We start from the raw sequence: 25,663 nt of genomic DNA on the forward strand, positions 1-25,663 counted from the left end.
TACCGTATCGCTCCTTCGCGTCATTTCCTGTCGCACATCGCCGCCACCTGCCGCGCTTCCTCGAGCCACCTTCTCCTGAGGCCCTCCGGCCCCAGCACCTCCACCCGCGCCCCCCAGCTCTGCACCCAGGAAAGCAGCTCGAGGGGAAAGTTGTGGTTATCGGTGCCCACGGTAATACAAACCTCGAGGCCCCCACCCGGAAGCCTCGAGGCAATATGCAGGTTGGGATAGCCGCCTTCCAGGATGCGGTAGGCGGCCTCGGGGCGGAAGCGCAGCCGGACTTCCACCGGCACGCCGCCGCTGCTCCCGACCACCCCCCAGGCATTGGAGAGGTAGTGTCGGGGGTCAAAATCGTTGGGGATGGTGTAGGCCCCTGGTTCCCCTACCAGCCGCACGCGGCGCATCCGGCTCAGCTTGTAGGTGCGCAGGGCCCGGCGGTTGCGTTCATAGCCGATGACGTACATGCCCAGGTTGGTGCGGGCAATCTCCAGAAAGTAGACCTCGAGCAGGTTCTGACCCGGCCTGCCTGGGCCGCCGGGCTTCAGGTAGTCGAACGCAATCGGCTGGCGTTTGAACCAGGCCTCGGCCAGCGTGGCCATGGCAAGCCCCTCGTCCTGGTGTTGCAGGGTGCGGTGCTCGAGGTCTTCGGTGCTTTTGAGGGCCAGCTCTTGGGCCGGCGAGGGCAGCCGCCGGGCCAGTTTCTTGAGGGCCGAAAGGTAGGTGGGCTCGTAGCCGGGGGTGTGGTGGTAGAGCATCCGCAAGGCGCTGTGGGTAACCAGGGCTTCCACCGGGCTCAGCTCCTGGCTTTGCAGCAACTGATACTGCGGCGAACGACCCTTTTTGGCCACCTCGATGGCTTGCAGATCCTCGAGCAGACGTAAAGCCGTCCGTTTATCCACCCCCAGCGTTTTGGCCAGCTCCTGGGCCGTGTGGGGCCTGGTCGAAAGCAGGTCTCGAGCCTCCATCAAACGCAAAGACTTTTTGTGGTGGGCACGCTCCCGGCGAGGTTCATCCCTCATATGGCCTCCATATGGCCTCGCGTATCAGCGTAGCAGGCAATGCCCAGCGGTCGTCCATTTCAGGTCTTTGCTTTGTATGCTGCTCAACTCTATTGATGGAAGCATAGTCATATCCGAATACACGCAGCAGGCATCTATGGTTTATCTCCGGGCTTTTTTCAATGCTAGCAATAGGGCGGGGAAAGCAAGGTTCATTTTCCATACCCCACAGTATCCGGCTCAAGCACGACTATTCTTGACGCGAATAGGCCCAACCCCTCCCTCAAGGCTGGGCGTCTCACATGGAGCGGTTTCTACCGGCAAGCCCTCAAGGCTGCTGGGCCGACAACGCCTCCACCCGCTTAGCCCCCCGGTAGACCCGCTTGTAGTAGGGGCTGTCCAGGCTTTCAATCACCACCCGGCTGCCGTAGCTGTTGGCATGGGCAAACACGCCCCGGCCCAGGTAGATGCCCACATGGTCGATCTGGCGGCCCCCAAAGCTGAAAAACACCAGATCGCCCTGGCGCATGGCCCCTTGCACCGTGCTGAAAGCACCCCATTGGTCGCGGCTGGTGCGGGGCACCTTGATGCCCACCTCGGCAAAAACCTGCTGCACGAAAGCCGAGCAGTCCACCGCGCGGTCGGAGTTGGCCCCAAACACATAGGGCAGCCCCAGGTATTTGAGCACCACCAGGATGAGGGGATGGGTGGGGTCGTAGTCGGTGTCGGCGGGCGGGCTGGGCTGGGGCTGCGGGGCCGGTTCGGGGGCGGGTTGGGGTGGGGTGGGGCTCGGAAGTGGGCTCGAGCCCACCAGATTGGCCGAGGAGCCTGCGGGAGGGGCAGGATTGGGGTTGGCAGGGGACGGGCTGGATGCAGAGGGATTGGCAGGAGGGTTGCTGGGGGCCGCTACGCTCACCTGGGGAATCCGAAGCACCTGCCCCAGCGATAAGGCGGTGCCCTCGAGGCTGTTTTCTTGCTGGATGGCCTGCACCGTGGAGCCATAGCGCCGGGCAATGGAAAACAGCGTATCGCCGCGCTGCACAGTGTGCTGTACCACCCGGGGCGGCAGTTGCAGCACCTGCCCCACGCTCAGGGTGGCCTCGCTCAGGCCGTTGAGCCGCATCAGAATTTCCACGGTGGTATCGTGGCGTCTGGCAATGGAGAACAGGGTATCGCCGCGCTGCACCGTATAGGTCGGCACGCTCTGGGCCAGCGCCATCGCAATAAGCCAGGGCAATATAGCAATTGGGCGCATATCAAAGTGAGTATACGCCCGGTTGCCATATTTTCACGTTCATGTAGCCATTATTCGGCTTTCATGGGGAACCCCCGGAAGCCTGAGCGCGTTCGGCCCAGGCAATGGCGGGCCGCAAAAAGAGTGGGGCCAGCAAGGTCGTGCCCACCACCATGAACAGCACCAGGGCATACTCTTCCTCGTTCACCGCTCCGGCGGCCAGGCCCAGCGCAGCCACAATCAGGCCCACCTCTCCCCGGGGGGCCATCCCCACCCCCACCACCACCGCCCGGCGAAAGCCCTGGCTCCAGGCCCCCAGAAACCCCCCCAAAAGCTTGCCCACCAGGGCAATCAGCAAAACCCCGCTGCCCACCAGCCAGACCTTGGCACTGAGCAAGGCGGTCAGTTCCAGGCGCACCCCCACCATGGCAAAAAAAATGGGGGTCAAAAACTGCCCCACCACCCGGACGTGCTCCTCTATGGCCAGCTCTTCGCGCACCTCAGCCAGGAGCATTCCGGCCAGGAAGGCCCCCACAATGGGGGCCAGGCCAATGGTGGCCGCCAGCGCCGCCAGCCCCACCCCCACCAGCAGGGCAAAGCCGAAGGGATTGCCCAGGGTGAAGCGGGGCAGCGAGACTCGCCGTAGCCAGGGCACCAGCAGCATGGCCCCGCCCACAAACAACACCGAGAGCAGGGTGATGCGCAGCGCCACCGCCAGCTCGAAGGTGCCGCTCTGGGCCACCCCGTTCACCACCGCCAGCACAATCAGGCCCAGCACATCGTCGATTACCGCCGCCCCCAAAATAATGCGGCTGTAGTTGCGCGAAAGCACGCCCAGCTCCAGCAGCACCCGGGCAGTAATGCCCACGCTGGTCGCTACCAGGGCCGTACCCAAAAACAGCGCCGGGAGTTGGGCCAAGCCAATGCTAAGGCCAAAGAAATACCCCCCCACAAAGGGAAACAACACCCCCAGCACCGCTACCAAAAAGGCCTCCTTGCCCACCGCCAGAATGTCGCGCAGGCGGGTCTCGAGGCCCACCATAAAGAGCAGGAAAATGGCCCCCAGTTCGGCCAGGAACTCCAGAATTTCACCGTCGTGCACCAGGCCCAGTAAAGCAGGCCCCACCAGCAAACCCGCCAGCACCTCGCCGATCACCACCGGCTGCTTGAGCCTTGCAAACAACCAGCCCACCAGCTGCGCGGCCAGCAGGAGAAAAAAAACCTCGACCAGATGCCCCATGCCGTGCATCAGTGCCCCCGCACAAACAAGCGCAAGAAGTCGGAGCGGGTCAGGGTGCCCAGCAGTTGCCGCTGCTCGTCTACCACCAAGACCCGCCGGTACTGCCGGTCTTGCAGCATCAGGCCCAGGGCTTTCTCAATGGGGTCGTCGGGGCCTACCGCAGCCACCTCGGTTCGCATCAGGCGGTGCACGGGGGTGTTCTTGTAGCGCTCCACCAGCCGGTCGAAGGAGCCGGGGTCTACCCACTCGTCCAGAAAGCGCAGGGCCTCCACATCAGAAAAGGGCACTTTTTGCGGCTCGGGTAGCATCTGGTCGATCTCGAGCAGCCCCACCACCGCTCCCCCATCGTCCACCACCGGCAAGCCCCCCAGGCGGTGCTCGAGCATCCGCTCGGCAGCCACATACAGGGTTTCATTTTTGTGCACCGTATAGGGGCGCGACCCCATCAGATTTTTGACCTGCATGGGGGGATTGTACCCAATGGGGCCCAGGCGAAAGTCCCAAACATGAAATGGGTGATAAAGTTCCCAATTCCGCTTATGGGCTGGCTAAGTTGAGCCCTCACTTTGGCTGCGTAGCGTAGGAGACGGAGCCAAGTTTACTTGGCCGTAGCAAAAAGGAGGTTTGTATGAAAAGCCGATTGGCCATAGCTAGTTTTGTGCTGGCCGCATTCTTCGGTGTGTTTGCCAGCGCCCAGACCCAGTTTCGGGATATCCCGGCGGGGCACTGGGCCCGCCAGGCGGTGGAATTTGCCGTACAGTGCGGTCTGATTGAGGGTTTCCCGGATGGTACCTTCCGGGGCAACCAGAACCTTACCCGCTACCAGGCCGCCCTGATTTTCTTTCGCCTTTACCAGACCAACCGCCTCGAGAACGCCCGGCCCGAGTGCCGCCTGGCCGTTGAGCGGGGGGCCCAGGAGGTTGGCCCCGAGCTGGAGCAGCTCCGGCAACGCTTTACGGCCCTCGAGAAAACCAGCCAGGATCAGGCCGGTAAGCTGGCCGAGCTCGAGGCCGAGGTCAAGCGGGCCATCGAGACCAGCCAGCGGGCAGCCGCCCTCGAGCAGCGCTTGGCAGCCCTCGAGCAGCAGGTTCAGCGCCTGAGCCAGGCCCCGCAACCCGCCCAGCCAGCCCAGCCGGCAGGCCCCACCCCAGCCGAGCTTCAGGCCCGCATCGCCGCCCTCGAGCAGCAAGTCCAGCGCCTGAGCCAGGCCCCGGCGGCGCCCACTGCGCCCCAGGATGCGGTGGCCCTCGAGCGCCGCATTGCCACACTCGAAGAGCAGATTCGCAACCGCCCCGACACCGCCCGCGTGGCGGCTCTGGAAGAGCAGGTACGCAGCCTCAGCAACCAGGTCACCACCCTGCAAGGCCAGGTGACCGAGCTGCGCCAGCAGGCCCAGCAACCCGCCCCTGCCCCCCAGCCTCAGCCGCAACCCCAGCCGCAGCCTCAGCCGCAGCCTGAAGTACGGCCGGTGCCCCCGGTCACGCCCGCCGCTCCCCCGGCCCGCAACCTCTACTTTGGCGCCGGAGCCGCCCTCGGTATCCTTCCTACCCCTCCTGGCGGTATCTTTGACACCAATAACCTGGCCGTTAGCGGCATGGTTGGCGTGCGCAATGTGTTCCTGGGCTTCGGCCTGCGGGCCGGCCTGGACTACAACCTGGGCACCCAGGCCCTGGGCATCGAAGCCTACCTGACCCGCCACTTTGGCAGCGGACTCCTGAGCCCCTACGTGGGGGTGGGGGCTCGCTTCCTGCCCGCCCTGGTCAACCCCATCTATGGCACCGCCGCCGTGGGGCTCGATCTCAACCTGTTTGGCCCGCTGGGCCTCTTCGTGGAGGGCAACCCCCGCTTCGAGCCCGGAGGCAACTTTGGCCTGGGCGCCCGCGCAGGCTTGAAGTTCAATTTCTAGAGTGGTTCCCACAAATACTCGTACGGCGGGGTTTGCTGTGCCGAGTACATTACGCCTCACTGTGTGAGGAGTAATGGTGGGAAACGCGATAAACCGACGTCTACGCACAGAGCCCTCGTATGAGGGCTCTTTTTTTTTTGAACCCATGGGCGCAAAGTCTGTGATACCGGATTCAAAAAGACAGTTTACAAAACCAAAAACACCAGAGGCTGTCTTTTTGGATCCTAGAGCACCCCCCTCCCGAACGGTCGGCGAAGAAAGCGTCTCCCTTCCAAAGGGGCTTACGCCCTCCGCTACGCGGATAACTTCCAAGGGACGGTATCGCCCTCCGCTACGCGGATAACTTCGGCCCTGTTGATCCGTTGCGGTTCGGTAAGGAATCAATCGAATCTGGTGTTATTTGTCCTTGCAAAAACTTGATATTTATATTATGTAATATACATAATCACTGAACGGTTTCAGTGATTTGAATTCCCCTTACCCCGGAGGTTTGCATGGGCATCCACTACCTGTTCCTGGACATGAACGCCTACTTTGCCTCGGTGGAGCAACAGCTCAGGCCCGAGTTACGCGGCAGGCCGGTAGCGGTAGCGCCTATGCTGGCCGAGACCACCTGCTGCATCGCCGCGAGCTACGAGGCCAAGCGCTACGGTGTTAAAACCGGGACGCTGGTACAGGATGCCCGGCTTTTGTGCCCTGGGCTCGAGGTGGTCGAGGCCCGCCCCAAGGAGTACATCCGCATCCATCACCAGATTCTGCGGGCGGTAGATACGGTATTGCCCATCGAAGCCGTGCTCTCGATAGACGAGATGGTCTGCAAACTGATGGGCCGGGAACAGGAGCCCGCTCATGCCCTAAGGCTGGGGGAGCAGGTCAAACAGGCCATCTACCGGCAGGTGGGCCAGGAGCTTCGCTGCTCGGTGGGGTTGGGGCCCAATCGGTTCTTGGCCAAGGTGGCCGCCGAGATGCACAAACCCGACGGCCTGACCCTTTTGCAGCTCTCCGACCTGCCCCACCGGCTGTATTCGCTGGCCCTGCGCGACCTACCCGGGATTGGCCCTGGCATGGAGCAGCGCCTGTTCAAGCACGGCGTGACCACGGTGGAGCAGCTCTACCAGCTATCCGTGCTACAGCTTTCGCAGGTCTGGGGCAGCCGGGTACACGGCTTTGCCTGGTGGCACCGCCTGCGGGGGGCCGACCTGCCCGAAACCCCCACCAGGCGGCGCAGCCTGAGCCATTCTCACGTGCTGCCGCCGGTGTTTCGCAGCGAGGCCGGGGCCCGGGCCGTGCTCACCCGGCTGGTGCACCGCGCAGCGGCCCGTCTGCGCCACGAGGGCTACTGGGCCGGTTCGGTGGCCCTGTTCGTGCGCTTTCTGGACGGCAGTGAAAAGCGAAAATGGGATGCTCACCTGCGCATCCAGCCCAGCCAGGACACCCTGACCCTACTGCGCGTGATCCTGCGGCTCTGGGCGCAAAAGCCCGAGGGCACCCCCTTCAAGGTAGGCCTGGCCCTGGGCAGCCTGATTCCCGAGCAGGAGCTGGGCTGGCCGCTCTTTGAGTCCGACCAGAAACTGGTGCGGCTGGCCCAGGCTATGGACAAAGCCAACGGCAAGTACGGCCCCCAGGCCCTGTACTTTTTGGGTATGCACCGCACCGAGCAAAGTGCTGTCACCCGGATTGCCTTTAGCCGCATTCCCGACCTCGAGCTACCCGATATTTAGCTTTGCGCTTTGGGCCCTGGGCCTTAAGCTAGAACCCGTGAGCGCCCTCTACCGCCAGGCCCGCCCCACCACCTTCGACGAGATGGTGGGCCAGGAGCACGTGAAAGAAGTACTGCTGAACGCACTTCGGCAGGGCAAGCTGGCGCAGGCGTATCTGTTCTCGGGGCCGCGGGGGGTGGGCAAAACCAGCAGCGCCCGCCTGATTGCCCAGGCAGTCAACTGTTCGTCCGACCCCAAGCCCTGTGGGGTCTGCGAGGGTTGCCGTCTGGTGCGGGAGGGGCGGCACCCGGATGTGCTGGAAATTGACGCCGCTTCGAATAACTCGGTGGAAGACGTACGCGACCTGCGCGAGCGCATTCTGCTGGCCCCCATCCTGGGGCAGCACAAGGTGGTGATCCTCGACGAGGCCCACATGATGTCCAAAAGCGCCTTCAATGCGCTTTTGAAGACGCTCGAGGAACCCCCTCCGCATGTGATCTTCATCTTTGCCACCACCGAGCCCGAGCGGATGCCCCCCACCATCCTCTCGCGCACCCAGCACTTCCGCTTCCGGCGGCTTTCCGAGGCCGAAATTGTCGAGAAGCTGCAGCGCATCCTGGCCAGTTTAGGCCGCGAGGCGGAACCCCCCGCCCTGCAACTCGTCGCCCGGCTGGCCGACGGGGCCATGCGCGATGCCGAGAGCCTGCTGGATAGGCTTCTGACCCTCGAGGGCCCCCTCACCCTGCAACAGACCGAAGAGGCCCTGGGGCTGCCCCCGCAAGAGGCCCTGTTTGCTGTGGCCGAGGCCCTGGACAAAGGGCAGATCCGGCAGGCGCTGGAACAAGCCCAGCACCTCTACACCCAGGGGTTCGCAGCGCGTACCCTGGCCCAGGGGCTATTGGAGGCCTTACGGGCCGGACTGTACGGGCGCATGGGGCTGGGCACTGGCCCCCACCTGAACCAGCCCGAGGAGCGCATAGTGGCCGCCATGACCGCCCTGGACGAAGCCATGGAGCGCCTCCTCAAGCGCTCCGATGCGCTTTCGCTGGAGCTGGCCATCCTGAGCGCCTACCAGGCCCTCCATGCAGCCCCCGTCGCCTACGCCGTGCCTGCTGCCAGCCCGGCCATTCCCGATTTCGACCCCAGGCCCAAGAAGGTAGAGGGTCGAGGGCCAAGGGTCGAGGGCCAGGAAAGGAGTTCCATACCCCCCAGCGCCCTTGCATCGAGCGTGGCCGACCTGGCCTCGGAGTGGCGGCGGGTTATGGGGGCGCTCAAGATAACCATCCGGGGCTTCGTGCGCGAGGCCGAACCCCGCTTTGAGGAAGACAGGGTGGTGTTGTTGTTTCCGGAGCAAAAAAGCTTCCACCACCAGGGGGCGCAGAAGCACCTGGGTGAAATCCAGAAGGCGGTGCGGGAAGTGCTGGGCATAGAGCAGGTCGAGCTGCAGCTGGGGAAAAAAAAACTAACGGATGAGCCTCTGGCCCGTGCCTTCTCGCCAGGCAAGCCCATCCCACCGGCGGCCACCGGCCAAGTAGAGCCCGCTGTACCGCCAGCCGAACCTACCCCTGCTCCAGAACACCCACAACCACTACCCACTGAAAACCTTCCCATACCCCCGGGGAGCAGCGCTGCCCCTGTCGAGCCTGCCCCTGCCGACACACCCTGGGAAGAACCCAATCCATCGCTGCTGCACCCCCCGGTGGCCGGGCCACCCGAACCAGCGCCCTGGAACCCCGAAGCCTCGCTGGATCAAACCCCTCCCGAAGAGGCGTCGGATGATACCGAGGCCAAGCCCGCCAACGAGGCCAGTCTGTTAGAAGACCCGCGTTTTCAAAAACTGGTACAGCTGTTCGGCGGAAGGCTGCGCAAGTTTTACCCCGAGGCCCCGCGCGAAGCCGCCCTCGAGGCCGCTTCAACCGACCTCGAGGAAGAGCCCGACTAGCGCACCGGTAATACCAAATCCATATGAACCCCTTGCCTTCTCCCCGGAGGAAGAAGGTGGCGACACCCCGACCGCGCTATTTAACAGCGATAGGAACACGATTGACTGCACCTGGTGTCGCCGGATGAGGGGGCTTGGGATGACCCTCAAAGCTAACTGCCTGGGTAAAGCTTGGTAGTAGGCCATGCCCGGTACCCATCACCTATAGAAAAAATAGTGGTATAGACTAAGTTCCTATGAACACCACCGATCTCAACGGGGAAACCGTGGACAGTATCCTCAAGCGCCTGCGCCGCATCGAAGGGCAGGTGCGGGGTTTGCAGAAAATGGTGGAAGAGGGCCGCCCCTGCGAGGATGTGCTCACCCAGATGACCGCTACCAAGAAAGCCATGGAGTCGGCCTCTACCCTGATCCTTCAGGAATTCCTGACCCTGTGCGCCACCGACATTGCCAAAGGCGACAGCCAGAAACCCGCCCAGATTGCAGCGATGCTGCGCAAGTTTGCCGGGTAACAAAGAATCTATCGCTTGAACAAAATGGAATTGGCAATTTCCAGACAGGCCTTTTCGACCTTCTGGGTAAGCGACGCCCGCTCGGCCTGGGAAGCCACCACCCGGTCAATGGCATTTCGCCAGACCTGATCGCGCCAGCTCGCAATAAGGCGCGAAATCAGCCATTCGTCCAGCGAACCCCACCGCCCGGCGGTCGCCCGCTTCTTCCCACCGGCGAAGGTGGTCTTGCATGCGTTCGATGATAGGTGCGGAGGACATGGGTTTTCTCATCTTAGGGCGGGAGCGGCTAAATGCAAGAAGCCAATGCACCAGATACTCCGCGGCAATGCTGGGGCAGAATGCCCATGTGTCTTGCGTCGTTGGTCAAGGGCCGGTAAACCCGAGGACGCCACACATGCTGGCTTACAATAGGCCAGTAGCGTTTTAGCCCCGGGCCATGCAACATTCGCATTCATAGAGACGGCAACGCCTTGTTTACCTGGGCAAACCAATCTCACGAATCCTGGCCACCACCCACTGCATAGCATCGCTGTTGCGGGCCGTGACGCCGCTGTGGTCCTCGCGTGACTGAAAGCGGAAAAGGTTGGCCTGCGAACCATCGAGCCGATAATCGGGGTCGTCGTCGAAGATGAAGTTGAGCGGGGCCAGGTTGGCCGGGCTGCGGCTGACCACCTCGAGGCCCACCCGCACATTGGGTGGAACCACGTCGTTGAGGTCTTGTTTGGTTGGCTGGCCCGGCACTGCAATCACCCTGCAAGGGTTGCCGCCTTCGTTATCGTTGAGCGGGAAAGGACGGCGCAAGCCCCGGACATCGTAGTAATCCTGGATGATGCGATTGTTGCGCAGGTTGTCGGCATCCCAGAAGCTGCAAATGGCATCCAGGTAGATAAAGTAGTCGAAGCGCACCTCGGGGTGGTTCCAGGCCAGCAGGCTGGCCCAGACGGTGCCGTGGGAGTGGGCCAGCAGCACCACCCGGGTAGGGTTCTCGAATCCCTTGATCCAGTACTCGTAGACCCGCCGCAGGTAGCCTTCGGCCTCGAGGTAACCGTTCTCCTGCTGCCTCGAGATGCCGCTGGTGTGGGCATACAGAAAAGCCGATACATCAAAATATTCCGTGCTGTAACCCAGACTACGAAAAGCCCCGGCCACCGCTTGGGCGGTCTGGCGCGGCGTGCTGCTGCGGGGAAATACCTCGTCGTCGAGGTAGCCATAGTTGTCGAACGGCGGGTTGCAGGCATCCCCCACCACCGGCAGCGAAGCACAGCGTCCTGCAAATCCGATCACCACCACATCGGGGCTGCCGGCTGGCCGCAGGTTGCGCTCTGGTGGGGCCGGTATACAAGCAGATAGCAGTAACACCAACCACAAAAGGTGCTTCACGGTTCACAGCGTACAACCGAGGATGGGCTTGATGGTCTCGAGCAGGCCCCAAAAACAGCCTTTCAAAAGCTTTTTTTGTGGCCAGGTGCGCCGTGCGGGGTCAGCGGGGGACTTGCACGAAATGGAGGGCAGTGTTATTTTGTGGAAAACGTTTACATAACGTTCTAAAGCAGCATTTATCGCTCGTTTATGGCTACTCCTCGCACCAATCCCGATATCCGCCGCGTGGCAGCGGAGGCCGGGGTCTCTATTGCCACGGTCTCGAGGGTGCTCAACAACCCCGACCGCGTCAGCCCCCAAACCCGCGAGCGGGTGCTCGAGATTGCCACCCGCCTGGGGTATCAGCCCAATCCCAACGGCAAGCGCCTGCGCAAAGGACGGGCCGAGACCATCGGCCTGGTGATTCCCTCCCCCCAGGGCCGCTTTGCCGATTCATTTTTTCTGGAGCTGCTGGCCGGGCTGGGGGAAGGGCTCTTGGGCGCCGGTCTGGATTTGCTGGTAGCCACCTGCCCGCCGGGTGCGGAGGAGCTGACCGTCTACCGGCGGTTGGTGGAAGGCAAGCGGGTCGACGGTCTGGTTGTGGCCCGCACCCGCCGCTACGACGAACGCATTGCGTACCTACTCGAGCAAAACATCCCTTTCGTGTCGCACGGACGCAGCGACCTCATCACCACCCCTTACCCCTACCTGGATGTGGATGGGCAGCAGGGTTTTTATATGGCCACAGCGCATCTGCTGCACCTGGGCCACCGTGAGATTGCCTTTATCGGGGCACCCCACGAACTCAACTTTGCCGCTCACCGTCTGGCCGGCTATCGGCAAGCCATGGCCGAGGCCAACCTCCCCCTCCGGCTCGAGTGGCTGCTCGAAGGCGACCTCAGCGAGAACAGCGGGTATCAGTTGGCCCAAAGTTTGCTGGAACCGCCCAGGCTCCCCACGGCCATCCTTTGCGCCAACGACCTCATGGCCATTGGGGTTCTGCGGGCTCTGCGCGAACGAGGCCTGCAGGCTGGCCGGGAGGTCTCGGTCATTGGCTACGACGATATCCCCCAGGCCCAGTACACCGACCCGCCGCTTTCAACCGTACACCAGCCCTTCCGCGATACCGGCAAGCGGCTGGTGGAGATGTTGCTGGCCCGGCTGGCCGGGGTGCCGGTTGCAGCCTTGCAGGAGGTCTGGGTTCCCGAGTTGGTGTTGCGGGGGTCGGATGGTCCCCCGCCGACCTAGAAGGAGGAAGGCATGAAGAAGAGCAGGTGGTTGTGGTTGGGTCTCTTGAGCACCCTGCTGGTGCTGTCCGGGGTGCTGGCGCAACAGACGGCATCGCTATTGTTTGTCTCGACCCAGTTCACCCCCATCGAGGAAGCCCAGCGCATGCGCCAGGTGATCCTGAAGGATTTCCAGGGGCGGGTGGAGTTCATCCCCGAGGACAACGCCCCCTTTACCAGCCGCATTCTCTCTGAAGTGCGGGCGGGCCGGGTGAATGTGGGCCTGGCCGGGGGCCTGCACGGCGACTTCCCGCCGCTGGTTGCCGCAGGTGCGCTGGATCCTGTGGACGATGTGCTGACCCAGCTCAAGGACCGCCGGTTCTCGCAATCGTTTGTGAACCTGGGCAAGATGGGCACGGGCAACCAGCTTTACATCCCCTGGATGCAGGCCACCTACATCATGGTGGCCAACCGGCAGGCCTTGCAGTATTTGCCGGCGGGCGCTAACGTCAACACCCTTACCTACACCCAGCTTAAGGCGTGGGCCGCCAACATCCAGCGGGCTACCGGTCGGCGCATGCTGGGCTTCCCGGCAGGCCCCAGGGGCCTGATGCACCGCTTCACGCAGGGATATCTGTATCCCTCCTACACCAAGAGCGCGGTCACCAAGTTTAGAAGCGATGAGGCCGAAAGCATGTGGCTCGAGTTCAAGAGCCTCTGGCAGCACGTAAACCCGCAGTCCACCAGCTACGACTTTATGCAGGAGCCCCTCCTGGCCGGCGAGGTCTGGATTGCCTGGGATCACATCGCCCGCTTGCGCGATGCGCTCAACCAAAAACCAGGCGACTTTGTGGCCTTCCCGGCCCCCATCGGGCCTTATGGCCGGGGCTTCATGCCGGTGCTGGCCGGGCTGGCCATCCCCAAGGGCAGCCCCAGCCGGGCCGCGGCGGTGGCGGCCATCGAGTACCTGACCCGCCCCGAGGTGCAGATCACCACCCTGGTACAAAACGGCTTTTTCCCGGTCATCCAGGTGCGCCTGCCCGACAACCTGCCCCAGGGCATCCGCATGGGGGCCGATGCCATCGCGCGGCAGGCCCAGAGCAACGTGGCCCTGCCCAGCCTGTTGCCGGTGGGCCTGGGCGCCAGAGGCGGCGAGTACAACAAGGTCTTCCAGGACACCTTTGCCCGTATCGTGCTGCGCAACGAAGATGTTCGCCGGGTGCTCGATAGCGAAGCCGCCAACCTGCGCCGCATCATGAACGAAACCCGGGCGCCCTGCTGGTCGCCCGACCCAGCCAGCAGCGGGGCCTGCCCGGTGAACTAAAGCGGTTCTCTAAGCGCCGTAGGTGCCATTTGGGCTAAAGGAGCAGGGGTCGGTCTAATACACCGGCCCCTTTCCAAAGTGCGCGCCCGGCTCGGGAAGAAAAAGGAAGGGTCAGATGCGTAGTGAACGGTACATACCCTACGTACTCATTTTGCCGAGCGTGCTGTTTTTGTTGTTCCTGTTCGCTTGGCCGCTCCTGGAGGCCCTGCTCTTGTCGGTGCGGGGCAGCGGGGGGCAGTGGACGCTCGAGAACTTCCAGCGCATGGCCGCCGACCTCTACTTCAAGGATGCCGTCAAATACACCTTGCTGCTGACCGTGGTGATTGTGCCCTTGCAGGTGGTGATGGCCCTGGGGATGGCCATGTTGCTGGGGGGCATCTCCAAAGGCAGGGACCTGTTCTTGTATGTATGGACCATCCCGCTGGGCATTTCCGATCTGGCAGCCGGTATTGTGTGGCTGGCCATTTTTACCGAGCGGGGTTACCTCAACAGCTTTTTGCAGGGCATCGGGGTAATTCAACAGCCACAGCTCTGGCTTAGCTACGAGACCCCCTGGATGATTTTCCTGGCGGTGGTGGCGGCCGAAGTCTGGCGGGCGACGGCCATTGTGTTTGTGATTCTGGTGGCGGGCCTGCAACTGATTCCCAAGGAATACGGCGAGGCCGCCGAGGTGTTTGGCGCCAGGCCCTGGCAACGCTTCTGGAAAGTCACTCTGCCGCTGCTGATGCCGAGCCTGCAGGTAGCCCTGATTCTGCGCACCATTCTGGCCCTCGAGGTCTTTGCGGTGGTGGTCGCCCTGGGCGGGCGCAACCTGCCGGTGCTGGCTGGCGAAGCCTACTACTGGTACAACGCCTATCAAAATCCGGGGGTGGCGGCGGCCTATGCGGTCATAATTCTGGGGATCTCGGTGGTCGCCACCATACTTTATTTGCGACTGATGCGCTCCAAGCAGGAGGGGGCCGCATGAACCTGCGTTGGCTCTATCTGTTTTTGGCGATCGTGCTGGTATTGTGGGTACTGATTCCCATCTTTCTGATCGCCACCCTGGCTTTTAGCGACCGCCCTTCGGTCTTTGCCTGGCCCAAGGGCCTCTTGCCGCTGCAGTTTTCCCTGGAGACCATCTCCTTCTTTTTTGGGGTGGAGGGGGTCTGGAAAGCCATCCGCAACAGCCTGACCGTGGCCGCCATGACCCTGGTTTTCTCGGTGCTGCTGGGGGCCCCGGCGGGCTATGCCCTGGCCCGCTACCGTTTTGCAGGCGCCGACGCCTACCGCCTGCTGATTCTGATGACGCGGGCTTTTCCCCTGGCCATTCTGGCCATCCCGCTGGCAGTGCAGTTCATCCAGGTGGGCATCTACGACACCGCCTTTGGGGTGGCGCTGGTGCACACCGCGCTGGCCCTGCCCTTTGCGGTGCTGGTGACCAGCAGCCTGTTTCTGGGCATCCCCAAGGAACTGGAAGAGGCGGCCTGGACCCTGGGCTGTAACCGCATCCAGGCCTTCCTTCGGGTGGTGCTGCCGCTGGCCCTGCCCGGACTGGCAGCCACCGCCATTTTTGCCTTTGTGATCTCGTGGAATGAGGTCTTTGCCGCTACCCTGCTCACCCTGCGCGAGCGCACCCTACCGGCTTTCTTGCTGACCTCGCTCAACGACTCTCCCCTGCCCTTCCGCTTTGCCGGGGGCTTCTTCCTGATTGTGCCGGCCTTGATCTTCATCTTCATCATCCGGCGCTACCTGTTTACCCTGTGGGGCATCGCCAACCGGTGAGGGCGGCAAGGGACAAAAAAGAATCTTTGGGAGTTGCACCCCCAGCTTTTCAGCTTTCGACCCTCCAGGAGGTTTATGGCTTCGATCCGAGTGGAAAACATCGAGAAAACCTTTGGCAAGTTCAAGGCTCTGAACGGGGTTTCGCTCGAGGTGCGCGACCAGGAATTTGTGGTGTTGCTGGGGCCCTCGGGCTGTGGCAAGACCACCCTGCTGCGCATTATTGCGGGCCTCGAGCAGGCCGAAAAGGGGCAGGTCTGGATTGGCGACCGCGATGTGAGCCAGCTGCCCCCCCGCGCGCGCAAGATTGCCATGGTTTTCCAGAACTACGCGGTTTTTCCCCACCTCACGGTATTTGAGAACATCGCCTTTGGCCTGCGCATGCAGAAGGCCGCGCCGGAGAAACTCAAGGCCAACGTGGAGCGAGCCGCCAACCTGATGCATATCGAGAACCTGCTCGAGCGCTACCCGGCCCAGCTCTCGGGCGGGCAGCGCCAGCGGGTGGCGGTGGCCCGGGCCCTGGCGGTCGAACCCGAGGTGCTCTTGATGGACGAGCCCCTCTCCAACCTGGACGCCCTCTTGCGCCTGGAGATGCGGGCCGAACTCAAGCGTCTTTTGGCCGAGAGCCGCACCACCACCCTGTACGTCACCCACGACCAGGTAGAGGCCATGAGCCTGGCCGACCGCATCGCGGTGATGAACACCGGCTACGTGGTGCAGTACGACGAACCCATGAAGGTCTATCAGGAGCCGGCCAATACCTTTGTGGGCGGCTTTATCGGCAGTCCGCCCATGAACTTCTTGAAACTTCCGGTGGAGGGCCGGCAGGCCCGGATCGACTCGCTCAGCCTGGACTTGCCCATGGCGGCCCCCGGCCTGGAGGTTTTGCTGGGGGTACGGCCCGAGGATCTGGAAGCCTTTACCGTTCAGCAGCCGCAAAGCTTCCCCGCCGAGGTGCTGGTGGTGGAGCCCCTGGGGCCCCACCTCCTGCTAACCCTGCGCTTTGGCCCGCAGCACCTCAAAGCCACCGTACCCCCCGACTTTGCAGTCAGGGCGGGGCAAACCATCTGGCTTAAGCCCCAGCCGGATCGCCTGCGCTGGCTGGACCCCAGCAGTGGACAGGCCCTCGAGGCGAGGTAAAGATGCCGGTTCAGGAATCGCTTACCGAGGAAGCCCGGCGCATCCTGCGGGCCAACGACCGGGGGGGCTTCACCATCCCCACCGCCGGGCTATATCCCTTTCAATGGCTGTGGGATGCGGGCTTTACCGCCCTGGGCTGGATGCAGTTTGATGAAGGGCGGGCCTGGCAGGAGCTCGAGACCCTTTTCCTGGGGCAGTGGCCGAACGGGATGCTGCCTCACATCGTCTTCCACCGGCCCGAGCCCACCTACTTTCCCGGCCCCGAGCGCTGGGGGGTGGCCCGCACCCCGCCCACCTCGGCCATCACCCAGCCGCCGGTTATCGCGACCTTTGTGCGCTGGATGCTCGAGCAGGCCCAGGATCAGGCCCTGGCCGAGGCCAAAGCCTGCAGCCTGTATCCCAGGATGCTGGCCTACCACCGCTGGTTCAAGCGCGAGCGTGACCCGGAGAATACCGGCCTCATCAGCGTGCTGCACCCCTGGGAGACCGGGGCCGACAACAGCCCGGCCTGGGACGAAGCCCTGGCCCGGGTCGAGGTAGACCCGGCCCTGCCGCCCTATACCCGCCGCGATACCGCCCATGTGGACCCCAGCCAGCGCCCCCACCAGAGCGAGTACGACCGTTTTTTGACCCTGCTCGAGGTCTACAAGCGGGCCGGCTTCGACCAGCTTCGCCTGCTCCGCGAATGTCCTTTCCGGGTAGCGAGCCTCTTGATTGACTGCGTGCTGCACCGGGCCAACCGCGATCTGCTGTGGCTTTCGCGCCGGTTGGGCTTCGCCGACGAGGCCGAAATTGAGGGGTGGCTCGAGGCCAGCCAGCGGGGCATCGAAAGCCTGTGGGACGAGGAAGCTGGGCTTTATTTCAACCGCGACCTCCGTAGCGGTGCGGCCATCCGGGTTGGGGTTTCGGCCTCTTTCCTGCCCCTCTACGCCGGAACGGCCAGCCCACAAAGGGCCCTGCGCCTGCTGCACACCCTGGAGGGGTGGGCCCGGCAGGTGCGCTACCTTGTTCCCAGCACCGACCCCTATAGCCCCCGCTTCGAGCCCCAGCGCTACTGGCGCGGCCCGGTCTGGGCAGTGGTGAACTATCTGATTGCCCTGGGTTTTGCCGAGTACGGCTACCCCGAGATGGCCCTTCGCATCCGCCAGGACACCCTGAAGTTGTGCGAGATGACCGGTTTCAGCGAGTACTTTCACCCGCTCACCGGGCAAGGCTTGGGGGGGAGTGCCTTCTCCTGGACAGCGGCCATCTACCTGGCCTGGGGTCAGGCCGAAGGCCCCGTGCGCTGAGTGGGTGGCTGGCGGTCTTGCCGAAAATCGTATGCTAACTGTCAAGCAGCCTGCCGAGCCCCTTGCCCAAGAGCGAAAACCGCGGCCCTACCGGGCTTGTACGCCCGTTCTTGCGCCCACACCGTAGGATAGGAACTGCGATTCAACACCCTGCCCTTCCTCCTCATACCGCCATGACCATCACGACCGACCTACAACAGAAAATGCAGGCCCACCTCGAGTTCCTCTACCCGGGCCGGGGTGAGGAAGTACTGGAACAGCTCCAGGCTCTGCTAAAGCGCTACCCTGCCCTTGCTCGAGCCACCCCAGCGCCTCACTGGAGCGAAAAAGACGCCGTCCTGATCACCTACGCCGACCAGATTACCCAGGCCGGCGAGGCCCCCCTGCAAACCCTGCAGCGCTTTTTGCGGCAGTACCTGCATGGGGTGTTCTCCGGGGTGCACATCCTGCCCTTCTACCCCTACACCTCCGACGACGGCTTCAGCGTGGTGGACTTCAAGCAGGTCAAACCCGAGTGGGGCTCCTGGGAACACATCCAGGCCATTGCCCAGGACTTCCGCCTGATGGCCGACCTGGTCTGCAACCACGTCTCGGCCTGGTCGCCGTGGTTCCAGGCTTTCTTGCGCGACGACCCCAGGTATCAAAACTATTTCATTGTGGTAAAGCCCGGCACCGACCTCTCCAAAGTCTTCCGGCCTCGAGCCCTGCCTTTGCTGACCCCCTTCCAAACCAGGAGCGGCGAGAAGCTGGTCTGGACCACCTTCTCCCCCGACCAGGTTGACCTCAACTTTGCCAACCCCGCGGTGCTTTTGGAGGTACTGGATGCGCTCTTGTTCTACGTCAAAAACGGCGCCCAGCTGATCCGGCTGGATGCGGTGGGGTTTATCTGGAAAGAGCCGGGCACCTCCTGTATGCACCTGGAGGGGGCCCACCGCATCGTCAAGCTGATGCGGCTGGTGCTGGACGCGGTGGCGCCGCAGGTGGTTCTGATCACCGAGACCAACGTACCGCACCGTGACAACATCGCTTATTTTGGCAACGGGCGCGACGAGGCCCAGATGGTTTACCAGTTCCCCCTACCCCCACTGGTGCTGCACACCTTCCGCACCGGCGACGCCAGCAAGCTGGCCGCCTGGGCAGCGGGCCTGGAATCCCCCAGCGAACAAACCACCTTCTTCAACTTTCTGGCCTCCCACGACGGGCTGGGGGTGGTGCCCGCCCAGGGCCTTTTAGAGCCCGAAGAAATTGCCGCCCTGGTGCAACAAGCCCTGGATCATGGGGGCCGTGTCAACTACAAAGACACCCCTGAGGGCCCGGTGCCCTACGAGCTCTGCCTGACGTTGTTCGATGCCCTCAATCCCCCCTACAGCGAGGAGCCCGAAGACCTCCAGATTGACCGCTTCCTGGCTGCTCAGGCCATTCTCCTCAGCCTGCAGGGCGTACCGGGGGTATACATCCACAGCCTCTTCGGCTCTCCCTCCGACCATGCAGGTCTGGAGGAAAGCGGTATTAACCGCCGCCTCAACCGGCACAAGTTCACCGGCCCGGAGCTCGAAGGATTGCTGGGCAACCCCCATACCCGCGCGTACAAAATCCTTCAGCGCATGACCCACCTGATCAAGGTGCGGGCCTCCCACCCGGCCTTTCACCCAGGCGCCCCCCAGGTGGTGATGGAGTCCAGGGAAGTGCTGCGCATCATCCGGGGCTACCGCGACCGGCAGGTGGGCTGCTATATCAATGTGACCCCAAAACCCCAGCTCATCAACCGCGTGGGGCGCGACCTGATCAGCGGGAAATACTTTTCCGGGCAGATTCCGCCCTATGGCGTGTTGTGGCTGGTTTGAGGCAACGGAAGGTTTTTTACCGCACCGCCCCGGCCAGCAAATACTGGGCCACGTAGTACAGCGGTAGCCCCAGCAAGGGGTTCAGGGGTTCTTGCACCACAAAGCGCTCCCGGGCCACAAACAGGTCGGACAGGTAAAAAAGCAGCGCCCCCAGCCAGACCTGGGGCTTTGGCACCCCCAGGCCCACCCAGAGCATCAGGCTGATGACCAGGCCGTAGGCCAGCACCGGCCCCCGCCAGCCCGCCAGATGCGGCCACAGCCAGCGCAGCCAGAAATACCCCCCCAACAAGACCAGCAGCAAGCCCCCCAGGCCCGGTGAACCCACCTGCACAAAGGCCCCCACATAGGCCAGATGGGCCAGCAAAAAAGCCACCAGACCGGCCAGAAAGACCCGGTTCGACCTGAAGAGCAGAAGCATGTCTCCGACCGCCGAAAGCAGCAATCCTGCAAAAACAAGCTGTGCGAACAAACTTGCCAGGCCCAGGCTGAGAGCGAAGAACAAGAACCCCAGCGAGCAGAGCACCTTGAAGGAAGCCCGCAAAGCAGGCCACCGCTGCCACTCCGCCCAGAGCAGGCCCAGCAGACTGAAACCGCCCCATCCCAGCCAGAGCCCACTCCATTCATTCATGGCTTTCCACACCCACCTGAGTTAGTCTTTATACCGGATTCACAAAGACAGTTTACAAAACCAAAACCCAGGGGCGGTATCGCCCTCCGCTACGCGGATAACTTCGCTCAGGTTGATTCGCCACCTAACGGTAACGAGTCAACCGAATCTGCCCCCAGCTTACCTTAGATCGCGCTACAATCGAAACGAGTATGCAAGCGGCCAACATGTGGTGGGTGGGGCGACGCCTGGGGTGGGTGGCTTTGGGGCTTTGTGGCTTGGCGCTGGCCGCGCCCCTCGGCCCAGCCTGGCCCAACCTGGCCGACCTCGACCAGGACGGCTATCCCGACATTGCCGAGTTCCACGGTGCCGCCGAGCGCGAGGCGTTTTTGGAGTGGTTTGCCGCCATTGCCGAGGCCCAGTTCACCGCCCCCTCGCCCGCCTGGCTACCCCAGGAGCAGGACTGCGCCGGCCTGCTTCGCTTTGCCTTTTTCGAGGCCCTGAAGCCCAAGACGACGGCCTGGTTCCAGAAGTTTCCCTACCTGCCCAGGGTACAGACCCCGCCCCTGAGCGCCTACCCCTTGCCGCAGATTGGCCGGGCGGTCTTCCGCATCGAACCGGGGGCCTACCGCCCCGACGATGTGCAGGCAGGCCGCCTGGTTAGCTGGGCCAGCGCCGTGTACCTGATGCGGTACTCGAGCGTCCTGCTGGGCCGCACCCCGGACAAGGCCCGGCGCGGCGACCTCTTGTTTTTCGTGCGCCCGCTGGCCAAGGGCTCGGCTTACCACAGCATGGTCTACCTGGGGAACGGCCTGGTGGTCTACCACACCGGCTATGCCCCCTCCCAGGGCGGAGAAGTGCGGCTGGTGAGCCTGCAAACCCTGAACCTGCACCCCCAGAAATACTGGCATCCCAGGCCCGAGAACCCCTATTTTCTGGGGTTTTATCGTTGGAAAATCGTGCATTAGCCCACCCCATCCGGAGGCCCCATGAGACCTCATCCCCAGTCCGCACTTCCTCAGCTTGCCGAACCACCGCCCGAGGAACTGCAGCAATGGTAGGCAAAAATCCACAAATCGCATCCAGGTGAGGTGTTATGCGCAAATATTCGCAGGATTGGAAACGTTTTTGGCAGGCAGGAATGGGGTTGCTGGGGCTGGTATTGATCGGCTTGATACCGGGCTCGGCCCAGCGCCAGGAGCCGCAGCTATATGGGGGCGGCACCTTTAGTCCCACTCAGCAGGTGCGGGTGGAGTATTACCTGCCGGGGGGCGGCAGCAGCCAGGTTCGCGTCCTGCGGATTGGGAACCCCGAAAAGGTGGTGGAGCTGGGGGGGCCGCGCGGTTTTGAGCGTACCCGTGAACTGGACTTGACGCCGGTGCAGAGCGTGCCGGTATTTCGCACCGCAAACCGGCCCTATGGTGAGGTGAACCTGGGGCGCTTGCCCGAGGGGTTGTACCTGGTCCAGATTGGCACCCCACGCCCTAGCTCGGCTACGCTGGTGCTGGTCACCAACCTGGGGCTCCTGGTGAAGTCTGACCCGCAGAGAATGCTGGTCTACACCGCCAGCCTGAGCAATGGACAGCCCCGCACAGCGCAGATTTTTGTCTCCAGGGACAAGCGCCTCGTCCAGCAGGTGCGGGCCGAGGGTGGGCTGGCCTATTTCCAGAGCGACCTGAAGAGCACCGAAAACCTTTTTGTGGCCGCCCGCTCGGGCACTTCCTGGGCTTTCAGCAGCGCCTACTGGCAAAGCTGGAACCAGGAGCAAAACCGGGTTTATCTCATTACCGACCGCCCGGTCTACCGCCCCGGCCACACGGTGTTTTTCAAAGGGACGGCCCGCAGCACGAGCGGTCTCAGGCCGATGGCAGGCCAGCCGGTAGAGGTGGAAGTGCGCGACTACGACGATAACGAAGTGTTCTCAGGCCGCTTCACCACCGACGCCTACGGCAGCTTTAGCGGGCAGTTTCGCATCGGGCTGGACGCCCGACTGGGCGGATATACGCTGGTGGCCCGGCTGGAGGACGAAGAGCATGCGGGCGAGTTCGAGGTGCAGGAGTTTGTCAAGCCCGAGTACAGGGTAACGGTCGAAGCGGCCCAAAAGGTAGCGGTACAGGGGGAGAAAGCCCGCTTTGTGGTGAAAGGGGAGTACCTGTTCGGGGGGCCGGTCTCGGGTGGCAGGGTGAGCTACTCCATCCTTCAGCGACCCTACTATCGCTTTGCGTATGTCTCGAGCTACGGCTTCTACCAGAACGAGGGCTACGAAGATACCTACGAGGGCAAGATCATCGAGCGGGGTGAGGGCCGGCTCAATGCCCAGGGCGAGCTGGTGGTGGAGGTACCCCTCAAGCCGGGAGAGGAAGACTACCGCCTGACCCTCGAGGCCGGCGTGACCGACGAGGCCGGGCGGGAGATCGGCGGAACCGGCTTCCTGACCGCCTACCGCGCGGGGGTTGTGCTGGACATCCGCACCGACCAGTACGCCTACCAGACCAACGACACCCTGACCGCCACCGTGCGGGCCGAAGACCTAGAGGGCAACCCTGTCTCGGTGCCCTTTACCGTGACCGCCAGCCGCGCCTTCTGGGTGCGGGGCCAGGGCGAAGAGCGCGAGCGAACCCTGCGCCTGCAAGGCCGCACAGACGCCAGGGGCCAGGCCACGGTGCGCCTCAAACTGCCTAAACAAGGCTCCTATGCCCTTACGGTGGAGGCCCGCGACGGGGCCGGGCGGGCCACCCAGGCCCTGGACTGGGTCTGGGTCTCGGATGGTTCGTACTGGTTCTGGGACTATAAGAGCCTGAGGATTACCGTGGACAAGCCCGAGTACAGGGTGGGCGAGACGGCCCGCTTCGTGGTGCAGTCGCCGGTTTCGGACGGCTGGGCGCTGGTGAACCTGGAGGGCGAGCGCATCTCCAGGCCGGAAATTGTGCGGTTTCAGGGCTCCACTTTCACCTACGAACTCAAACTCACCCCAGAGATGGCCCCCAACGGCTACCTATCGGTTACGGTGCTGGGGAAAGACGCGTACTACACCGAAGTGGCGGGCTTCTTGCTCCCGCCCAGCGAAAAATTCCTGAACGTTGCCATCGCTGCCGACAAAGCCACCTACAAGCCCGGTGAGACCGCGACCTACCGGCTCAAGGTAGCCGACCCCCAGGGCCGCCCGGTGAAAAGCCAGGTGACGGTGGGGCTGGTAGACGAGGCCATCTACCTAGTGCGTCCCGAGAAAGCCCCGGACATACGCGGCTTCTTCTGGGGCTTGAAAAGCAATGTGGTGGGCACCCAGACCGCAGGGGGCTACTACTTTGGCAACGTGGCGCCTGCTTACAGCACGGCAGCCCGGGCTCCCATGGACAAGGCTGTCTTCGGGCAGTCCAAAGAGTCCCTGGCCCAGCCCAGGGTACGCGAAGACTTCCGCGATACCATCCTGTGGCTGCCCAGTGTGGAGACCAACGAACAGGGCGAGGCCACCGTGGAAGCTCGCTTTCCCGACAACCTGACCCAGTGGCGCCTGACCGCCAGGGCCATCTCGCTCTCGGATACCGTGGGGCAGGCCACCCAGACCGTCACCACCACCCTGCCGGTGATTGCCCGCCTCAGCACCCCGCGCTTCCTGGTTCGGGGCGACGAGGCCACCTTGCGGGTGATTGGACAGAACAACCTGGCAGAAAACCAGGCGGGCCAGCTGCGCCTCGAGGCCACCAACATCAGTCTGCTCACCCCCCCCACCACCCTGGCCCAGCTTCCCGCCGGAGGCCGGGCGGCTACCGGCTACCGGGTGCGGGCCGACCAGAGCGGTACCGTCACCCTGCAGGCCTCGGCCCTCACTCCCGCCGCTTCAGACGCCCTGCGCACCCGGCTCTCCATCTTCCCCAAAGGGCTCAAGGAAGAGCTGGGCTGGGCCTCTCAGTCGGGCGAGCGCTGGAAGTTTACCCTGCCGCCCAGCACCGACCTCAGCCAGACCCAGGGCAAACTCTATCTGCACCCCTCGCTGGCGGCTGCCGTCACCCCGGCCCTGGGGTATCTGGCCGGTTACCCCTACGGCTGCTCCGAGCAAACCATGAGCCGATTCCTGCCCAGCGTGCTGGCCAAGCAGGCAGGCGACTTCGCCCAGTTGCCTGAAAACCTGGCCGCGAACCTCGACGACTTTGTGGCCGCCGGGCTCAAGCGCCTCTACGACTTCCAGCACGAGGACGGCGGCTGGGGCTTCTGGCAAAACGACGCCTCCTCGGTCTATATCTCTTCGTATGTACTTTCGGGGCTGTTGCAGGCCCAGCAGGCCGGTTATCGGGTACGTGAAGACGCGCTCAGGAGGGGTGTACAGTACCTGCTCAAAACCCTGAACCGGCCCGACGCCAGCACCTACGCCGCCGACGCAGTGGCCTACGCCGCCTATGCCTTTGCCCTGGCCGGGCCCCGCTACATGCCCCAGGGCTGGCAACCGGGCGTATTACAAGCGGGTCGTCCCCTGCTCAATCGCACCGCTTTCCAGTCAGTCCAGCCTTTGGATTTGGGCTACCTGCAAGACTACCTGACCCGACGCGACCTCACCCCCTATGGCCATGCGCTAATCGTGCTGGCCTACCAGCAGAACGGCAATCGAACCCAGGCCGAGCGGGCCCTGGATGGTCTGCTGACCAAGCTGACCGAACGCGAGCGCAGCGCCTACTGGGAGGTGCGGGCCCCGCGCTTTGCCTGGAACGACGACCGCCTCGAGGCCACCGCCCGGGGTCTGGAAGCCCTGGCCAAACTGCGCCCAAACCATCCGGCCATCGCAAAAATTGTGAACTGGCTCATGCAAGAACGCAAAGGCGCCCGCTGGATCTCTACCAAGGACACCGCCGCCGTGGTGGTGGCTGCGCTGGCCCTGGCCAAAGCCTCCGGTGAGCAACCCGGCGAGCAGGAGGTGCAGGTCTTGGTCAACGGGCAAACCCAGACCCTGCGGGTTCCGGCCAAAGGCGCCGAGCTGGCCCTGGAAGGCTTGCGGGTGGGCGCAAACGAAGTAGAGGTTATTAGCAATAACCGGCTGTACCTGAGCGGCAGTGTGGGCTACTTCGAGGAGCGGGCCTACCTGCAACCCGAGGCCAAAGGCCTGCGGGTGGCCCGCACCTACGAGAAGCTCACCCCCCGCTACGACACCAAGGCCGAGCGCTTTGTCTACGACCGCAGCCCGCTCAGTGGCCCGCTCAAGGTGGGCGAGCTGGTGGTCGTGACCCTGACGGTGCGCCCCGAGCAAGGCGCGGTGCGCTACGTGGTGGTGGAGGAGCCTACCCCGGCAGGCCTGGCTGTGGTGGAAAACGACGACTCCTTCCGCATTGCCGGGGTGCGCTCGCGCTTTGGCGACGATTACTACGGCTGGAACTACTGGTTCGACGGGCGGGAGATCCGCGACCGGCAGGTGGAGTTCTTCTTTAGCTACTTGAGTGGCCCCGTGACCTTTACCTACGTCCTGCGGGCCGAGACCCCCGGCCGTTTCACTGCGCTACCGACCCTGGCCTGGATGATGTACGAGCCGGAGGTGCGGGGGGTGGGTACGGTGCGACAGGTGCAGGTAAGGGAGTAATGGAGTGGGGAGAAAAAG

At 63.4% G+C, this 25,663-nt stretch carries 20 protein-coding genes; 13 read left to right on the forward strand and 7 right to left on the reverse strand.

Features of this window, described 5'->3' with window-relative positions; genetic code table 11:
- Positions 1 to 20 precede the first annotated feature (20 nt).
- From Q0X23_RS05780 to Q0X23_RS05795, 4 genes are all read right to left on the reverse strand, one after another.
- Positions 21 to 1,019, reverse strand: coding sequence for a YafY family protein (locus Q0X23_RS05780; protein ID WP_297859418.1), 999 nt, complete (start codon positions 1,017 to 1,019; stop codon positions 21 to 23).
- 307 nt (positions 1,020 to 1,326) lie between these two features.
- A complete protein-coding gene (locus Q0X23_RS05785; protein ID WP_297859419.1) occupies positions 1,327 to 2,253 on the reverse strand; it encodes a C40 family peptidase in 927 nt (308 codons plus the stop codon).
- Between the two features lie 61 nt (positions 2,254 to 2,314).
- Entirely contained in the window at positions 2,315 to 3,481 is a 1,167-nt protein-coding gene (locus Q0X23_RS05790) for a cation:proton antiporter (RefSeq protein WP_297859420.1), read from the reverse strand.
- Positions 3,481 to 3,936 carry an HPP family protein gene (locus Q0X23_RS05795; RefSeq protein ID WP_297859421.1) on the reverse strand — a complete coding sequence of 152 codons (456 nt, stop codon included), beginning with the start codon at positions 3,934 to 3,936 and terminating at the stop codon, positions 3,481 to 3,483. Before Q0X23_RS05795 ends, Q0X23_RS05790 begins: the two co-directional genes overlap by 1 nt.
- 164 nt (positions 3,937 to 4,100) lie before the next feature.
- Between Q0X23_RS05795 and Q0X23_RS05800 the strand changes: the two genes are divergently transcribed.
- From Q0X23_RS05800 to Q0X23_RS05815, 4 genes are all read left to right on the forward strand, one after another.
- The gene (locus Q0X23_RS05800; protein ID WP_297859422.1) at positions 4,101 to 5,378 is read left to right on the forward strand and encodes an S-layer homology domain-containing protein; all 1,278 of its coding nucleotides are present in this window, start codon (positions 4,101 to 4,103) and stop codon (positions 5,376 to 5,378) included.
- 494 nt (positions 5,379 to 5,872) lie between these two features.
- The gene (locus tag Q0X23_RS05805) at positions 5,873 to 7,099 is read left to right on the forward strand and encodes a DNA polymerase (RefSeq protein WP_297859423.1); all 1,227 of its coding nucleotides are present in this window, start codon (positions 5,873 to 5,875) and stop codon (positions 7,097 to 7,099) included.
- A gap of 37 nt (positions 7,100 to 7,136) precedes the next feature.
- A complete protein-coding gene (gene dnaX, locus Q0X23_RS05810; protein ID WP_297859424.1) occupies positions 7,137 to 9,020 on the forward strand; it encodes a DNA polymerase III subunit gamma/tau in 1,884 nt (627 codons plus the stop codon).
- A 236-nt stretch (positions 9,021 to 9,256) separates the two neighbouring features.
- A complete protein-coding gene (locus Q0X23_RS05815) occupies positions 9,257 to 9,532 on the forward strand; it encodes a metal-sensitive transcriptional regulator (RefSeq protein ID WP_297859425.1) in 276 nt (91 codons plus the stop codon).
- 8 nt (positions 9,533 to 9,540) lie between these two features.
- Here Q0X23_RS05815 and Q0X23_RS16150 read toward each other — a convergent pair whose 3' ends face one another.
- Entirely contained in the window at positions 9,541 to 9,705 is a 165-nt protein-coding gene (locus Q0X23_RS16150; RefSeq protein ID WP_374707469.1) for a hypothetical protein, read from the reverse strand.
- 301 nt (positions 9,706 to 10,006) lie between these two features.
- The gene (locus Q0X23_RS05820) at positions 10,007 to 10,912 is read right to left on the reverse strand and encodes a hypothetical protein (RefSeq protein ID WP_297859426.1); all 906 of its coding nucleotides are present in this window, start codon (positions 10,910 to 10,912) and stop codon (positions 10,007 to 10,009) included.
- A 189-nt stretch (positions 10,913 to 11,101) separates the two neighbouring features.
- Between Q0X23_RS05820 and Q0X23_RS05825 the strand changes: the two genes are divergently transcribed.
- The 7 genes from Q0X23_RS05825 to Q0X23_RS05855 all read left to right on the forward strand — a co-directional run bounded on the left by Q0X23_RS05825 (position 11,102) and on the right by Q0X23_RS05855 (position 19,475).
- Positions 11,102 to 12,139 (forward strand): LacI family DNA-binding transcriptional regulator, encoded by a 1,038-nt coding sequence (locus Q0X23_RS05825; protein ID WP_297859427.1) that lies wholly within the window; start codon positions 11,102 to 11,104, stop codon positions 12,137 to 12,139.
- Positions 12,140 to 12,151: 12 nt separating this feature from the next.
- A complete protein-coding gene (locus Q0X23_RS05830; RefSeq protein ID WP_297859428.1) occupies positions 12,152 to 13,441 on the forward strand; it encodes an ABC transporter substrate-binding protein in 1,290 nt (429 codons plus the stop codon).
- Between the two features lie 115 nt (positions 13,442 to 13,556).
- Entirely contained in the window at positions 13,557 to 14,408 is an 852-nt protein-coding gene (locus tag Q0X23_RS05835) for a carbohydrate ABC transporter permease (protein ID WP_297859429.1), read from the forward strand.
- Positions 14,405 to 15,205, forward strand: a complete 801-nt coding sequence (locus tag Q0X23_RS05840; protein WP_297859430.1) for a carbohydrate ABC transporter permease — start codon at positions 14,405 to 14,407, stop codon at positions 15,203 to 15,205. The genes Q0X23_RS05835 and Q0X23_RS05840 overlap by 4 nt, the downstream gene beginning before the upstream one ends.
- 75 nt (positions 15,206 to 15,280) lie before the next feature.
- Entirely contained in the window at positions 15,281 to 16,342 is a 1,062-nt protein-coding gene (locus Q0X23_RS05845) for an ABC transporter ATP-binding protein (protein WP_297859431.1), read from the forward strand.
- Between the two features lie 2 nt (positions 16,343 to 16,344).
- Positions 16,345 to 17,631 carry a trehalase family glycosidase gene (locus Q0X23_RS05850; protein WP_297859432.1) on the forward strand — a complete coding sequence of 429 codons (1,287 nt, stop codon included), beginning with the start codon at positions 16,345 to 16,347 and terminating at the stop codon, positions 17,629 to 17,631.
- A gap of 173 nt (positions 17,632 to 17,804) precedes the next feature.
- Positions 17,805 to 19,475: a sugar phosphorylase gene (locus tag Q0X23_RS05855; RefSeq protein ID WP_297859433.1), complete on the forward strand. Its 1,671-nt coding sequence runs from the start codon at positions 17,805 to 17,807 to the stop codon at positions 19,473 to 19,475.
- A gap of 16 nt (positions 19,476 to 19,491) precedes the next feature.
- Here Q0X23_RS05855 and Q0X23_RS05860 read toward each other — a convergent pair whose 3' ends face one another.
- Positions 19,492 to 20,103 (reverse strand): lysoplasmalogenase, encoded by a 612-nt coding sequence (locus tag Q0X23_RS05860; RefSeq protein ID WP_297859434.1) that lies wholly within the window; start codon positions 20,101 to 20,103, stop codon positions 19,492 to 19,494.
- A 191-nt stretch (positions 20,104 to 20,294) separates the two neighbouring features.
- On the opposite strand from Q0X23_RS05860, the gene Q0X23_RS05865 reads away from it, so the two are divergent.
- Both Q0X23_RS05865 and Q0X23_RS05870 read left to right on the forward strand, forming a co-directional pair.
- Positions 20,295 to 21,050, forward strand: coding sequence for a DUF1175 family protein (locus tag Q0X23_RS05865; protein WP_297859435.1), 756 nt, complete (start codon positions 20,295 to 20,297; stop codon positions 21,048 to 21,050).
- Positions 21,051 to 21,178: 128 nt separating this feature from the next.
- On the forward strand, positions 21,179 to 25,645 hold the full coding sequence (locus Q0X23_RS05870; RefSeq protein ID WP_297859436.1) for an alpha-2-macroglobulin: 4,467 nt from the start codon (positions 21,179 to 21,181) through the stop codon (positions 25,643 to 25,645).
- Positions 25,646 to 25,663: the final 18 nt, after the last annotated feature.

This window comes from Meiothermus sp. (assembly GCF_026004115.1).
Taxonomy (GTDB): Bacteria; Deinococcota; Deinococci; order Deinococcales; family Thermaceae; genus Meiothermus.